General features: G+C 38.8%; 11 protein-coding genes and 1 CRISPR repeat array. Of the genes, 3 read left to right on the top strand and 8 right to left on the bottom strand.

All coding sequences use genetic code 11. The features are described 5' to 3' along the window. Window positions 1-254: 254 nt before the first annotated feature. On the bottom strand, window positions 255-1142 hold the full coding sequence (locus A7967_RS08400; RefSeq protein ID WP_054205008.1) for a cation diffusion facilitator family transporter: 888 nt from the start codon (window positions 1140-1142) through the stop codon (window positions 255-257). Window positions 1143-1382: 240 nt separating this feature from the next. Between A7967_RS08400 and A7967_RS08405 the strand changes: the two genes are divergently transcribed. From A7967_RS08405 to A7967_RS08415, 3 genes are read left to right on the top strand one after another with little or no spacing between them, the layout of a single operon-like run. Continuing rightward, entirely contained in the window at window positions 1383-2798 is a 1416-nt protein-coding gene (locus tag A7967_RS08405; protein WP_231659026.1) for a sensor domain-containing diguanylate cyclase, read from the top strand. A 46-nt stretch (window positions 2799-2844) separates the two neighbouring features. Beyond that, window positions 2845-3099: a hypothetical protein gene (locus A7967_RS08410; protein ID WP_054205009.1), complete on the top strand. Its 255-nt coding sequence runs from the start codon at window positions 2845-2847 to the stop codon at window positions 3097-3099. 49 nt (window positions 3100-3148) lie between these two features. Beyond that, window positions 3149-3613 (top strand): hypothetical protein, encoded by a 465-nt coding sequence (locus A7967_RS08415; RefSeq protein WP_054205010.1) that lies wholly within the window; start codon window positions 3149-3151, stop codon window positions 3611-3613. A 368-nt stretch (window positions 3614-3981) separates the two neighbouring features. Further along, window positions 3982-5989: a CRISPR direct-repeat array (repeat unit 28 nt; unit sequence TTTCTAAGCTGCCTGCGTGGCAGTGAAC). A gap of 128 nt (window positions 5990-6117) precedes the next feature. On the opposite strand, the gene cas6f is transcribed toward A7967_RS08415, so the two are convergent. The 7 genes from cas6f to cas1f are packed head-to-tail and all read right to left on the bottom strand — an operon-like array spanning window position 6118 to window position 14854. Further along, window positions 6118-6771: a type I-F CRISPR-associated endoribonuclease Cas6/Csy4 gene (cas6f, locus tag A7967_RS08420; protein WP_054205011.1), complete on the bottom strand. Its 654-nt coding sequence runs from the start codon at window positions 6769-6771 to the stop codon at window positions 6118-6120. Between the two features lie 11 nt (window positions 6772-6782). After that, entirely contained in the window at window positions 6783-7805 is a 1023-nt protein-coding gene (csy3, locus tag A7967_RS08425) for a type I-F CRISPR-associated protein Csy3 (RefSeq protein WP_054205012.1), read from the bottom strand. 11 nt (window positions 7806-7816) lie between these two features. Then, window positions 7817-8878: a type I-F CRISPR-associated protein Csy2 gene (csy2, locus tag A7967_RS08430; protein WP_054205013.1), complete on the bottom strand. Its 1062-nt coding sequence runs from the start codon at window positions 8876-8878 to the stop codon at window positions 7817-7819. Further along, window positions 8875-10392 (bottom strand): type I-F CRISPR-associated protein Csy1, encoded by a 1518-nt coding sequence (csy1, locus tag A7967_RS08435; RefSeq protein ID WP_054205014.1) that lies wholly within the window; start codon window positions 10390-10392, stop codon window positions 8875-8877. Before csy1 ends, csy2 begins: the two co-directional genes overlap by 4 nt. Beyond that, window positions 10385-13720: a type I-F CRISPR-associated helicase Cas3f gene (gene cas3f, locus A7967_RS08440; protein ID WP_054205015.1), complete on the bottom strand. Its 3336-nt coding sequence runs from the start codon at window positions 13718-13720 to the stop codon at window positions 10385-10387. The genes csy1 and cas3f overlap by 8 nt, the downstream gene beginning before the upstream one ends. Further along, a complete protein-coding gene (locus tag A7967_RS22995; RefSeq protein ID WP_157601488.1) occupies window positions 13717-13887 on the bottom strand; it encodes a hypothetical protein in 171 nt (56 codons plus the stop codon). The genes cas3f and A7967_RS22995 overlap by 4 nt, the downstream gene beginning before the upstream one ends. After that, window positions 13880-14854, bottom strand: a complete 975-nt coding sequence (cas1f, locus tag A7967_RS08445) for a type I-F CRISPR-associated endonuclease Cas1f (RefSeq protein WP_054205016.1) — start codon at window positions 14852-14854, stop codon at window positions 13880-13882. The genes A7967_RS22995 and cas1f overlap by 8 nt, the downstream gene beginning before the upstream one ends. Between the last annotated feature and the right edge of the window lie 68 nt (window positions 14855-14922).

A 14922-nucleotide genomic window follows, 5' to 3' on the forward strand; every position in this document is an offset into this window, starting at 1 on the left:
TGAGCAAGGCATAACGTAAGCCAAAGCACAATAATGTAAGAACAACAAAAAATTGACCAAACAAAAATTCAGAGCTGTCTAAAAACCAAAAAGGTAATAAGTTAACAGCCCCTGCAAGTAAACCCAGTACTACTGAACAACTAAAAGCAAAATATCGTTGCTGAAAAATCGGCAAAGGCTTACCCTATCAAAGATCCATACTAATAAAAGTAAAAGAAAAAACCCGTTTTGCCAAGCAAATAAGTCCATTTAATTTAGTGCGTACAACCATTACTTTCAATTTGCAGTACACTGGTAACCACATTAAATTGTTGCGCAAGCAATTGCTCCACCTTTAATCGGCACGCCTCGTCGTGTTTTTCTTTTGTACAATGTTGTTTTAAGACAACGTGCGCACCAACAACAAGCTCTTTTTCGCGCCTAATGACAGTTACATTGTGTACATTTTCAACGTGCTCAACTTTGCTTATCGCACTTTCAATATCGCCTACATCAGGCAATTTAGCCTTATTGAGCCATAACCCTTTAACACAGCTAATAATCACTTTTACACCGGTAAACATCACAAACAAAGCGATTAACATGCTTGAAAGTATATCAATCACTGTCCAGCCAGTAAGGTAAATCAATACGCCGGCAATAAAAGTAGACACCGTCGAAATTAAATCAAAGAACGAATGTAAGAAAACTGCATAAACATTAATACTTGCTTTGCGCCCTTTATATAAAACCCACGCAGCAGCGCCATGAAAAAGAAAGCCCGTTGCGGCTATTACAGACATCAAATAACTATTTACAGGTGCGCCTTGGCCCTCATGGTGATGTAAAAAACGCTCCCCCCCTTCAAACAAAATAACCATGCTAATTGCTAAATAAAGACACCCATTTAACAAGCCACCACTTAACTCTGCTTTTTGATATCCATCATTATAGTTTTTTGCTAAATGAATAGCTAAACTCGAGGCAATAAGCGCGATAAATAACGAACTATTATGTACAAATAAGTGCCCTGCATCAGCCATAACAGCGAGAGAATTAGCATAGTAAGCCCCTATAACTTGAATGACCATAAAAGAACATGTGATAGCTAATGCTATTAGTAATCGACGTCTGGAAGCTTTGTGAGTTGTAATATCGGTCATGAAAAGCGGTTTTTACCTATGCTTAATGGTGCTAAGAGTCATCATTTTTAAAGATGCAGGAAAGAGTAATGATATACAATATCAATTGTAATACTTCCTATGACTAAACGCACTAAAAACTTAGTACTAACCCACAGCAATCTCGCAGCAATTTAAGTAACTATCTATTTAAACAAAAAAGTACCATTCTCATTCAATTCACGTTAAGCTAAAAGTGTTAACAAGACGTTAGGGAAACCAGTGTACAACGCTTCTACAGGTACAATAGATTCAGTAAAAGACATATGGCATGCACTCCAGGCTTTGCCCATAACAATAGCGTTATTTGATCAGCGCACTGATTCTGTTTTTGCCAACCCATCAGCGCAAACACTACTAGGGATCCCCGCTTTAGTTACTTCTGCACATGATGCCTTATCCCATTTACATCTTTTTGAGACACTAGATACCAGCTTACCTTCAAGCGTTAAGCCACCAATCCACCTCGAAAACGGACAAAATATAAACGTTCGTTACAGCTATATTGCACAAAACCTTATCGCACTTATTTTTGAAGTGCAGCATGAACCTGATAATCAAGCCGATTTTGATGAGGTCATCGCGAAAATATCAGCTCAATTAATTGATATTCAAACTGAAAACCTAGATCAACAAATTGAAAGTGCTTTAGAGGCCATAGGCACATTCTGTCATGCTGATCGCAGCTACCTGTTTCAATTTAGTAACGATGGCAAAGAAATGAGTAATACCCATGAATGGGTTAATAACAACATCAATCCCTTTAAAGATGAATTACAAAATATTCCACAAAACTCATTGCCTTACTTTTTTAAAACTATGAACGAAAAACACGTCTTTAACGTGCCTAACGTAAGCCTGTTACCCGTTCAAGCGGCCGCAGAAAGAGAAGAGTTTGAATCTGAAGGCATTAAATCGGTTTTATGCATTGGCCTACGGTCAGACAATACACTATTTGGCTTTATAGGCTGTGATTGCGTTAGCAAAGCACATAATTGGACTAATACTGATTTAATTCGTATAAAGTTAGTAGGCGAAATAATTGCAAATGCACTTAAAAACGTTGTTTATAAACAACGTTTAGAACAAACCCAACATCAGCTGTTAATTGCAAACCAAGAACTTAAACTTCAAGCAAACATCGATAGCCTGACCGGCATAGCCAACCGACGCTGTTTTGATCAAACTTTAACGAATGAAATACAAAGAGCAACACGCACCTTGCAGCCCGTCAGTTTAATCATCTGCGATATAGATTACTTTAAGTTATACAACGATAATAACGGCCACCAAAAAGGTGACGACGTATTAAGGCAAGTAGCCCAAGCACTGCAAGCACAATGTAAACGCCAAGGTGATTTAGCAACCCGTTATGGCGGTGAAGAATTCGCCATTATTCTCCCGAGTATTGATACACAGCACTGCCTACAGTTTGCTGACTTATTACAGCAAAGAATACATGAGTTGAATATCCCGCACTTATACTCTGACATTTCACCACAACTTACTTTAAGTATTGGTTGCCATACCTGCTTTGTAAGTAAAGATACAACACCACAAACTATGATTAGCGCCGCAGATAAAGCACTCTACAACGCCAAAAATGCAGGCCGAAACCAAGTTCAGCAGATAGATTGAATCAAAAGTAAATCATCAACAATGATATTAATTCACAACCTAAACCATGTATATTGCGGGTCGTACTTTAGCGCGAAAAACCCCGAATAATCACGCTAAGCTAGCGATTTATAACCCATCCAAGAGCTTGGTTACACCGGTCACTCATCACCTAAATACCAGTACCGTAGGTCGTGCTTTAGCGCGAAAAACCCCGAATAATCACGCTAAGCTAGCGATTTATAATCCATCCAAGGGCTTGGTTACATCGATCACTCATCGCCTAAATACCAGTACCGTAGGTCGTGCTTTAGCGCGATAAACCCCGAATAATCACGCTAAGCTAACGATTTACAATCCATCCATGGAGCTTGGTTACATCGATCACTCATCACCTAAATACCAGTACCGTAGGTCGTGCTTTAGCACGAGAAACCCCAAATAATCACGCTAAGCTAGCGATTTACAATCCATCCAAGGGCTTGGTTACATCGATCACTCATCACCTAAATACCAGTACCGTAGGTCGTGCTTTAGCGCGAGAAACCCCGAATAATCACGCTAAGCTAACGATTTACAATCCATCCAAGGGCTTGGTTACATCGATCACTCATCACCTAAATACCAGTACCGTAGGTCGTGCTTTAGCGCGAGAAACCCCGAATGATCACGCTAAGCTAGCGATTTATAACCCATCCATGGAGCTTGGTTACACCGGTCACTCATCACCTACCAGTACCGTAGGTCGTGCTTTAGCGCGAGAAACCCCAAATGATCACGCTAAGCTAGCGATTTATAATCCATCCATGGAGCTTGGTTACATCGGTCATCCATGACCTCATTTCCTCAGGCTGCACTGTTTATTCGGTAAATCGTTTCGGTCCATCGTCACCTAAGCTGCCTGTGTGGCAGTGAACGTGTGACATCGCTGCGGGGTCGATGCGTATGTTTTCTAAGCTGCCTGTGCGGCAGTGAACGCTACCTGACGCGCCTACGATTAACACATTACTTTCTAAGCTGCCTGTGCTGCAGTGAACTTTCGAGCGATGACAAATAATCATTCATGCTCTTTCTAAGCTGCCTGCGTGGCAGTGAACTAACGTTGAACCAACATTAGCGTGTAAATCCATCCATGGAGCTTGGTTACATCGGTCATCCATGACCTCACTTCCTCAGGCTGCGAAACTTCGTTTCGGTCCATCGTCACCTAAGCTGCCTGCGTGGCAGTGAACTCTTAATACCATCTTTAGCATTATAATTTTCATTTCTAAGCTGCCTGCGTGGCAGTGAACCTCGCAACCATTAAAACAACGTCAATGGATAATTTCTAAGCTGCCTGCGTGGCAGTGAACAAAGTAAGCCAAGCGGACGTTGTAAGCCAAGCTTTCTAAGCTGCCTGCGTGGCAGTGAACGCTCTGCTGCGGCACAAATGGCGCTCTTTAGCTTTCTAAGCTGCCTGCGTGGCAGTGAACTGGTATGACACGCCGCGTGTAATAGTCAATGCTTTCTAAGCTGCCTGCGTGGCAGTGAACGATTACACATATCTACTTGGTAATATTCATGCTTTCTAAGCTGCCTGCGTGGCAGTGAACAACGGCGGGTAAAACCGCCCCTTTTTTCTTAATTTCTAAGCTGCCTGCGTGGCAGTGAACACTTTAGTGGTGTGTATGGATGGTCGCAGCAATTTCTAAGCTGCCTGCGTGGCAGTGAACGGCAATTTAATTTAGGTTTTATTAACTAACAATTTCTAAGCTGCCTGCGTGGCAGTGAACGATGGGAGTTATACCCCGTAATACAAGAACGGTTTCTAAGCTGCCTGCGTGGCAGTGAACTACCCTATGGTGCAACTGATATTTTCGTTACTTTTCTAAGCTGCCTGCGTGGCAGTGAACGCGCAATCAATAAGCAGATGACTGACATTTTCTTTCTAAGCTGCCTGCGTGGCAGTGAACCTTGCTAAGACTGCTTAAGCTCATGCCTGTGCTTTCTAAGCTGCCTGCGTGGCAGTGAACCGTAATGCCAGTACCAACCATTAAACCTTCTATTTCTAAGCTGCCTGCGTGGCAGTGAACTATAAACCGAGTCACGCGCAAAGCTACTGCTATTTCTAAGCTGCCTGCGTGGCAGTGAACTAATCAAACTCAGCGTAGTCCTCTATAATTATTTTCTAAGCTGCCTGCGTGGCAGTGAACTTGTGCACCCTAAATGGCGCATTGTGCTAGAATTTCTAAGCTGCCTGCGTGGCAGTGAACGAACCGACCATTTCCTAGCCTAAATAGGCATATTTCTAAGCTGCCTGCGTGGCAGTGAACTGACAAGAAAATCTGTAAATGTTTTTGTATAATTTCTAAGCTGCCTGCGTGGCAGTGAACCGGGTGATTGTTATGTTTTATTTCATACTGAATTTCTAAGCTGCCTGCGTGGCAGTGAACTTTAGTTAGCGCATAAAAATATATTAATCAGATTTCTAAGCTGCCTGCGTGGCAGTGAACGAATTTAATTCAGTCGCAGAAGGTGCGCCAAATTTCTAAGCTGCCTGCGTGGCAGTGAACCCATTCTTGCTTGCGTTGCGCGAGCTAAAGCGTTTCTAAGCTGCCTGCGTGGCAGTGAACGAAAACTGGAAGAAGGCGATAATCGTACATGATTTCTAAGCTGCCTGCGTGGCAGTGAACCTCCACTTATTAAAAGCTGATTACTTGCATTATTTCTAAGCTGCCTGCGTGGCAGTGAACAACAAGATTAGCCGCCACGTCCGCTCTAAACTTTTCTAAGCTGCCTGCGTGGCAGTGAACCATTCGCTTCAGGTAGTTCGTGCGAAATATATTTTCTAAGCTGCCTGCGTGGCAGTGAACCTAATGTAGGTGTAATGATAACTGGCAAAAATTTTCTAAGCTGCCTGCGTGGCAGTGAACATGGAGATTTACAATGAGATTATATTCCCAGTTTTCTAAGCTGCCTGCGTGGCAGTGAACGCAGCAAACGGCGCCGCTGTAAATGCTCTGATTTTCTAAGCTGCCTGCGTGGCAGTGAACTCAAAGATGCTGAGGATGGTAAACAGTATCATTTTCTAAGCTGCCTGCGTGGCAGTGAACTTTATAGGTGGTATTGTAGAAAACTGGAAGAATTTCTAAGCTGCCTGCGTGGCAGTGAACATGGTCTCCCTGTTTCTTTAGGTTTACCTTACTTTCTAAGCTGCCTGCGTGGCAGTGAACAATAGAATATCAGGCAAAAAATAAGTTACAACAGGCAATTAGGTAAAATTATCTATTTTTACCTAATTTTTTAGCGCTGTTGTAACTTATTGTTTTAGTTTCTAATTTTTAAAGAGCAAAAATAAAGGTTAAAACTGGGGAATACTAGCCAGCTTTTCTTTATTGCTGTGATTTACACTTAAACCATAACAATTAAATATGCCTGTTTGTTTTTTCCCAATTTCTACCTTTTTGATAAATAGTGGAAATTTTCTACTGTTAGCTGCATCACGTTGTTTTGTTTCTTGGCTTTCTAACCAAATAAAAGGTAATGAGTTAACGGCTTTGGGTTTAGTCTTTTCAAGCTCTGCTAAACAAGTATCAAGCGGTTGACCTGATTTTTCAGCCCAACGTTGTGCTTTACTTAACATATCTTTTTCTATACGCGCCTCACCTTTTACATGCTGTCTAACAAAAGCCGCATAGGTCACATTTTCTGGTACTGGTTTAACTGACTTAATATGTACATAATCTTCCAAACGATTTAGCCATTTTGCTATTTTTAATTTAGTGAGCTGTGCCTCATCATTTGCCAACAACCTTAATTGATTGCCGAGCGGAAATTCATGCTCACCACTTTTTTCAGTGCTATAGCGAGGAAAACTCACTGCAATTGCCGACTCATTTTCAGCGACTTTATTATCAACTAAGGCAATATGCACTTGTTGGTAAACCTTTTGCCAAATGAACCCGAGGGTAATGTCTGCTTCTGGCAATAAGGTAATATCGAGATAATATTTCATGTCTCTCTCCCTTAACTTTCACCTTCACCAAACACACCTCCACGAATCAGCATGGCGACAACAAAGTCCTGTTCATTTTGCTCAAGCGCATCGTTACTAACTGAATTCAACCATTTTAACAACAATGTTTTAAAATCATTTTTTGTTGAACGATAAGCAATACCTCTTTGTGTAACGGAACCATAGGCTTCGATAGCTATAGGGATTTGTGTTTCATCAAAGCTAGGGTACCAATCATCAATGGTACGCAATGCATTGCCTATTTTTTCACAGTGCATTGCTGCTACATCTTTGCCATTCACGTTTAATGAAAATAAATGTCGGCTTTTCTCACCTTTCGGAGAGTTCAATATCATCTCTTGTGAAGGCCAAATACGCTGCCCATTACCAAGCTTTGAAAATGCTTGAATAGACAATAAAACAGGTGTGTCACTTTCAAATCCTGATTTGATCAATTCTGTTAATTTGACTAATTCAGCATTTCCAGATGTCGTATTCTTTAATGAATAATCATAAGCATCAAATACTAATGGTTCGCTTAAACTTGCGTGATTCACTACAACTTTGATTTCTTGAGCACCAACACGGTTACGCCATAAAAAACGACCGTTTGCAATATTATATGCGTACCGACTAGCCAAATTACCTATATTAGATTGAACATAGCCGTGAATTTTTTCTTTATATGCAGCTTCAAATTCCACATCGTTACATACTGATGGACGACTTAAACCGCTTACAACACGTAAAGTAAAACTTAATTTTAATGTATCGTGTTCATGGCTTAATGCGGCGTCATCTCCCCAAGCAAGGTTTGCTTCGGCAATTTGCTTTTGTAACTCAACCTCATCATTAAGAACTTCAGGTTTAAAGTTACTTTTAACTGCGCGGTTATGCCTATCAAAAAGTTCAATTTCGCGCCATGAATTAGCAGTGGCTATATTTTCCCAGTTCCCTGAATACATTAACGCATCTGAAGGTTCTAATTTTCGATCAAAAGCGATCACTGCAGGCATTTTTGTAAAAGTGGTCATGTTATTTATCCTTAAAAGAGGTTAAGTACTTCATTTAAATTAAGTGTTTGTGCTTGTTCTAATTCGCTTTCGTTTGTATCTAAATCAACGGACTCGGGGTTATTATTTTGTTCACATAAATACCATTGTCCGTCGTGTCTATAACGCCAAATAATGTCAGCAACTTTTTGAGTGTTGTGCATACTTTTCCATTCACCGACAGAATGAACTGCTTCGACAAAACGTGAGTGGGTTAAATCATCACGTGTATTCTTCACTTGCTTAGGCTCATACAGTTCACTGATCGCTTTATACCCCGTCATAATAGGAACCAAATAACCAGAATTAGGTTTAGCAACATACTCCCAATCAGCATCAGTATTTTCATCTGGTACAACTTGGTCTTTAGTTACTTTGGGAATTGCTTGATATTTAAGAGCAGAAAAATCTAACCATGCATCTAACAGTTGTGGTTCGTTGTTCACATTGGTATTTACTTTATGACGGCTTACTAGGGTTTTGTAATGTTGTTGCAAATATTCACTACGATCTAATAAAACAAAACCAGCCATAGTTAAGTTTTTTATTTTCCTAACCATGTCAGCATGCTGTTTTTCAGTACTCGCGGCTAAGAGCTTAATTTTATTAATGTTTAAAATTGTTCCACCAGCAATACGCATTCGATAACATAGCGTTTCAACTTTTTGTTCAAACTCTTTAATCTTTTCTATGGTTAGCATTGCTGATTTATCTATTTCAATAATCAAACTAACAGTCAAATTCATTTTTCCCTCTTCAATGATCGGAGGCGATGCATTTTTATGTTTAGCCAAAACAGGGGGGGTTTTACTTTGGATGAACTCAAAATCAGAGAATTGTTTAGGTTGATATACTTTATTTTGAACAGTATGAGATATCACTCCACAACCAGTTAATTCGAAGTCATACTCACCATCATACTGTTTTGATATTTTTCTATTTAAAGCATGAGTAAAACCTAAAAACTGAGTTATAGCGGGAAAGCCCCACGTTAACCCTGCAATTGAATTAGCATTTTGTATTTGAATATGACTGAGTACTAAGTATTGGCTCATAATGTTACCTCCTGTGTAGCAACAAACTCTCTCAACTCAATTAAAAATGCATCTGCCCATACTGCTTCGTGAATAAGGGTTAAGGGCAACTTATCTTTGTCTTTAAGCTGATTATTTAACCACCGGCCGTAACTTTTGCTAAGTACTTCCATCCATTGCTTATTTTGTTTTACGGTGATTGCCTTATCATCGTCACGGAAATATTCAAATAAAAGCTGTTGCTCGATCGGTAGCCGCGTTTCAACTGTCCAATTTTTCATGCTTGTGTGTAAATTAATCTGTTCTATATAATTAAAGAAATTACCCGATATTGCCCGTAGTTTATTTATTACTGTCGCATTGCGTTTAGGCTCACTTATACTGAGTGATTTATTTTTTATCAGTAGTAAATATTTTTTTAAGTCGTTCATTTCTACTTTTAAAACAAAACTCAATGTTCGATCAAAAACATCGGTTTTATTAATATAGGAAGGAATAGTTGATTGCCATTGCGGTGGCATAGCTGGCAATAATGAAATTCGCCCCCCACGCTTGCCATTTAATGAGGAAGCATTGGAGTGATTAGAGCCTGTAACATGAATATAAGCTTTATTTGGATAGGAACATGACATTTTCGGCATGTATTTTTTACTATATCTCTGCGATCTAACCTTTTCTTGTTCTTCGTCCCAATATTTTTTATGTTCAAGGTGTAATGCGTGAACCAAGGAGGATGAAGTTAAGGGTAATAGCAGGTGATACTGCTTACTTTCTACGGGAAAGTAAGTTTGTTTAGAAAGGAAATAGCTTTGCTTTTCTGAACTATCATAAGCTTGTTTTAATTGTTCACACCACTCATTTATTAAAACCTCATTGTCAGTTAAATTTTCGAATAATGATTTATCATTCTTTTTTAAACAATCAAGAACACTAATACCATCGACTGTTATTTTTAATATATCTGCAATAGGTAATGAAGCCGCATTTGAAGAGGCTGTATCAATTTCAATATTATGCAAAGTATTAGTTGTAAGGTAGTCTTCTTTTTTTTCATCCGATACATCGAGAATACTAGAACTTTTACTGCTAGAATGAGTTAGTTTCCCAACATGGGTTGCGAAACTTATATCTTTAGCTTTCACAGAATAATTAGTAAGCCAAGTCACTGTGTTAAAAAACTCTCGATTAGTCTCTAGAAATTGATGATATTCATTTTTTATATCAACTAAATTATTATCAACACTGGTTGCATCTACTAAAGACAATAATTGCTCATATCGGCTTCTTTGAAATTCTAAATTTGTTTGGGTTTTATTTTTTTTTGCTTTTTCTATGCTGCTAACTTCATCAACATGATTAGTTACCTTTTTTATAACAGCTAATAATCTCGCAATAATTGCACCATTGGATATTATCCCTTGTTTATTTTTTTTCGGCTTATCCTTTAAAAAACCTTCTTCTTTAACATCTCGACGATTATCAATATATTTAATAATCTCATCGGATAATGCCTTCGATATTTTTTCATTAATCATTTTTATAAGCATCCTTTTTCAATATTTTGTATAAACCAAGCGAAGGATGGCATTGCCACTGTTCAGCTGAGTCTTTATTAAATTGACGAAGTGATAGATTCGTAAATTTCTTTAATACCAGTTCTTCACTTTCACCACTTCGAGTAGCTAAACTTTCAACGCTTTCTTTAAGGTTAAAATCTCCCCATATATAATTACCTATGCCAAACTTAATATTTTCACTTTCAGTTGCTATGTCTGACGTATTTTCATATTCAACAGGCGATGTTTTCGCTATTTTTTTTTGCCAAATAACTTTGCCCGTACGACTAAACATCTGGTTATATTCATCATTTGGGGCTGACTGCCTAAATGGCTGTAAACGCTGCAACTCTCCACACCATGTGACGTTGTTATCCCACCATTGTGCGGCATAATTTCTGTCGTTTTTACTTCCTCTAAGTCGAATAGTCTGTGATAAATGCTCTAATTCATTAAATGATTTAAAACGCGGTGAAGCTTCACTTGTTAGTGTGAGTGACTTTGGCGCTTTAATTCTGGAAACAGCATTAATTTCATCAAATTCATTCATTGGAACAAGATCACTTAGCTCCGCAGAAAAATAACTTAATTTTTTAGTTTCAAATCCTGGCTTTTCGAAGCGTACATCAAGCCCTTTTATACCCTTAAAGTTTTTAGATAGAACATGAATATTTTCAGTGGTAGGTTCTTGTTTACGATGGCGCTGAACACGCCCAGCTAACTGAATAATTGAACGCATAGAGCTTGGCTCAACTATCGCCCAATCATAATCATGATCACGACCCACTTCAGCTACTGCTGTAGCTAAAACAACAAAAATATGGTGTGTTTCTTTATACTGTTTTACCTGTTCTGTAATACCTGAACGTTGTAACCATTCTTCTTGGTTATGTCGCGATAATGCAGTATCTAACTGGTTTTCAATTTTTGAGCGTTGTAATAATGGAAACTGACTATGGTAAACACAGTAATGAATAATCGTATCTTCAGGCGCATTTTCTTCTAATAATATTTTAGAAATATGCACCAATGGATCAATATTTGCCATACGTACTAATCCGATAGATACTTTTTTATCTAATACAGAAATGCAGTGTTGCTTATGTAAAGTTTGGATAGATGTATGAATAACTTCCGCTATATTTTCACTGGGTCTTTGTTCATTATTTTTAACAACAGGAATGATTTTACCTTTCCTTAACGCCACATTATTTTTCCCTAAATTACTAATGCGTTTTTCAATAAAATTAGCATGCTCTTTTTCATAAGCATCGGTATTAGCTATGAGTGCTGATTTAGGCTTTTTAAACTCATCAAACCATGCGCAACAAACTCTTGTGGTTTCACCAAGCTCACCATTAACTTGCGTATAGTGTTTACGACCTGCTTGATAAGCAGAAAATAATGCACTCGCTAGTGATGGTGATATTGTCGCCGTTGATAAAAGCACTCGACTGCCGAGCATACCTGCCCAATTAACTAAACGGCATAACGCTGGTAAATCATCTAGACCAAAATCATCAGGTTCATCAAGCACTAAGTCAGATGTAAGTAACCTAAGCATAGGAGCTATTTGACGTCCACCGCGGATCCCCTCGTTAGCTGGCATCAAGTAATCTATCGTGCTAACTAATACAGGTGCTTGAATAAGTTTTAGTATTTTAGGGTCATGTTTAAACCATTTAGCACACTCGCCTATATACTCAGGTAAATTTTCAATTAGCGCAATTTCATCTTTTAATAATGATTCTGCAGATTCACTACCTTGGTTTTGCTGGACACTAACCTCAGGGACTTTTGATTGTTGGTGTAAATCCTTCACGGCCTGTGAACCAATAAGCAAAGCAAGTTCATCATTGCCAAAGTTTAGTTTACCTTTAAGCGCATCTGCTGTTTGCAGTGTTAATGTTCTTAGGCCAAGTGCAATACTAAACCGACAATTTCCTTCATCAGCAAGTCCATACATGATTCGCGTATTCCCTAGTGTTTTTCCTTTTCCTGTTGATGATTGACAGATGCCAAAGAAACCATAGTTTTTAGCTTCATCTTTGATTGATTTCGCTAAATTATAGGCTGTATCTTGCCATCCGTAATCGGCTTGGAAATTACTAGGAACTTTCGTTGTTAACGCTTTATTTACTTTTAAGGTAGGTAAATCAGCTTTTAAATAAGGTAAAGACTTTGCAAGTTCATACGCATTTAAGCCCACTGCAATATTATGTTCATCAAGTTTTTGCTTTAAGTAAGATTTACCGTGCGAGTTTTTATCTGTATTTGCATAAGCTTTATAATTTCTATCTTGCCATTGTGGCGTAGTTTCTGGTTGTGAAGAATAATAATGATCCGACAACATTAAAGATAAACGTGCAATGTGGGCTGTAAAGTTCTGTTCTAACCAGCTCCGTTGAAAGAAACCTTCACAATGCAAAGCTCTCTTCGCTAAAATACTCACTTGTGTTTGCCAATGAACACTAGAAAATGGTGTACCGTGTGGGAATATCCAGTTTTGCTCGATGTCTTTTTTTTGCCAGTCATCAGTTAAACATTGTGGTGAATTCCAACAAGCTTCAAAGCTTTGATTCAACCATTTATTAATATTCTCTAACGACGGTGGATTATCACCATCTTTAGGAAATTGGGGTAATTTATGGTGCGATACAATCAGCCAAGCAATTACTTTAGCTATAGGAGGAAATGACATAAAGGGATTAATAATATTTTCATCAATACCATCTCTGAGTGATGTTAGCTTTTTTAAAACATATTTTTCAGAGCTGTTATCAACATCAACTAAAGCCTGTAACCATTCTTTGTCTGTTTTATCATCAACAAACGCTTGAAATATTCTTAGTGATACCCACTCATGACGATATGGCTCATAAAACTTACCTGTTAATTCAGGGTTAAGTTTATTTTGGAAAAGTGCATTTGCCTTCCCTACATCATGGAATAAACCAGCAATACTAGAAAATAATGCAATTTGATCAACAGAATTGAAAAATGATGTTTCTACTAATAATTCTTTCTTCGTACTATTAACTGGCACTATACCTTCACAATTAAATTTATTTTTGTTCCCCACCACCCACAAAAACTGACTTCTTGCTCGGCTACGTATCCAGTGGCAACTGACTGCGGTGCTTTTGCTGGCTGTTTGTCGTAGCATTTTTTTAACGGTGACTAAGCCGTCTTCGGTGATGAGCGTTTGCCATGTGTTGTCACCTATACGATTAGCGAAGGCATCAAGTACGCGGCGGGTCTTCTTTAAGGCGTTTTTTTCGCATTGTGATATAAAGGTGACCATCATGGCATTAAGGTCTTCTCGCTTTGACGCGCTAAAGCACGACCTACAGTGTCACGCGCTAAAGCACGACCTACAGAGTCATGCGCTGAAGCACGACCTACAGAGTCATGCGCTAAAGCACGACCTACAGTGTCATGCGCTGAAGCACGATCTACAGAAACGTTATGCATTTTTATCTATCTCTGCATGTGTGGTTAAAGCAATGCTTTTTACAGTATCAAACATAAAATCTAACGCTTTATGATCGGTAAATGCTTGTAATATTTGTTGGCGAAACTCTTGCTCGGTTGCGTTTTCTTTGGCGCAAATAAATGCCCAAGGCAGAACGAGTGTGTCTTTTATTAAATCAGCTATATCAAACACTAATGCGCCTCTTCTGGTTTTCCCGTGCATTACGGCAAAACCGTGGGGAATACCTAATACCCACAAGCAGCTTGCGGCTAAGCCATAGGCTAAGTAATTACCGTGGTTTAGAAAGTCATTCGCTAAGTCTGTAGATTTATGCTCACGTTTAAAGTCTGTTGTTTGTGTGGCATTAGCTGCAAACTTATAAAGTGCTTTAGTGAGCTGCGCTTCGGTTAGTAGTAATTCGTTTTGTTTGGTGGCGCTTTCTGTGCGTTGGTTAAAGGTCGTTAATGCACTTTCTAAATCGGTGAGATTAAAACCATTATGTTTTAGGTCTTTATCTTTTAGCCAAATTTTAGTGAGATATTCAATTCGCGCTGCTTGGATCATTTTTGCCGCTATCAGGCGTTTTTCATCATCAAACCAAAAGCGCATCCAACCTTGCAGATATTCTGTTGGACGATATTCACTTTGTGGCGTTAACCACTCAATAGGTTGCTCAACGTCATTTGCCATATAAAGCGGTGTACCACCGCCGCCACTAAAACCTACTAATACGCCAGCTTGGGCTAGCATTCGCATTGCGGCTTGGGTAATTGATGTGCCGTTACCCAATAAAATTACGGTTGTATTTGCGATTGGAATATTAAAATAGAGATTCTCTTTCGTGCCTTCGGTTAAATAAAGTACACGCCCATCCTTTTGCATAACACGGCAATATTCCAAGCAATAAATGTTTGCGCGCTTTGAATGCAAAATTGCTTTTAGATCTGATGAGCTAAAGTTTTCCATAACAGTTCCTATTTTGTAAGTGTGCCTACTTTAGATTTGCTTTAGAACTGTTTCAACACTGTATATTT

It is taken from the genome of Pseudoalteromonas neustonica (assembly GCF_001653135.1).
GTDB classification, from domain to species: domain Bacteria; phylum Pseudomonadota; class Gammaproteobacteria; order Enterobacterales; family Alteromonadaceae; genus Pseudoalteromonas; species Pseudoalteromonas neustonica.

Bases quoted from the DNA above. Each gene is read 5' to 3' on its own strand.
- A7967_RS08400 (WP_054205008.1), bottom strand. From the start codon at position 1,142: ATGACCGATATTACAACTCACAAAGCTTCCAGACGTCGATTACTAATA.
- A7967_RS08410 (WP_054205009.1), top strand. From the start codon at position 2,845: ATGTATATTGCGGGTCGTACTTTAGCGCGAAAAACCCCGAATAATCAC.
- cas6f (WP_054205011.1), bottom strand. From the start codon at position 6,771: ATGAAATATTATCTCGATATTACCTTATTGCCAGAAGCAGACATTACC.
- csy3 (WP_054205012.1), bottom strand. From the start codon at position 7,805: ATGACCACTTTTACAAAAATGCCTGCAGTGATCGCTTTTGATCGAAAA.
- csy2 (WP_054205013.1), bottom strand. From the start codon at position 8,878: ATGAGCCAATACTTAGTACTCAGTCATATTCAAATACAAAATGCTAAT.
- csy1 (WP_054205014.1), bottom strand. From the start codon at position 10,392: ATGATTAATGAAAAAATATCGAAGGCATTATCCGATGAGATTATTAAA.
- cas3f (WP_054205015.1), bottom strand. From the start codon at position 13,720: ATGATGGTCACCTTTATATCACAATGCGAAAAAAACGCCTTAAAGAAG.
- A7967_RS22995 (WP_157601488.1), bottom strand. From the start codon at position 13,887: ATGCATAACGTTTCTGTAGATCGTGCTTCAGCGCATGACACTGTAGGT.
- cas1f (WP_054205016.1), bottom strand. From the start codon at position 14,854: ATGGAAAACTTTAGCTCATCAGATCTAAAAGCAATTTTGCATTCAAAG.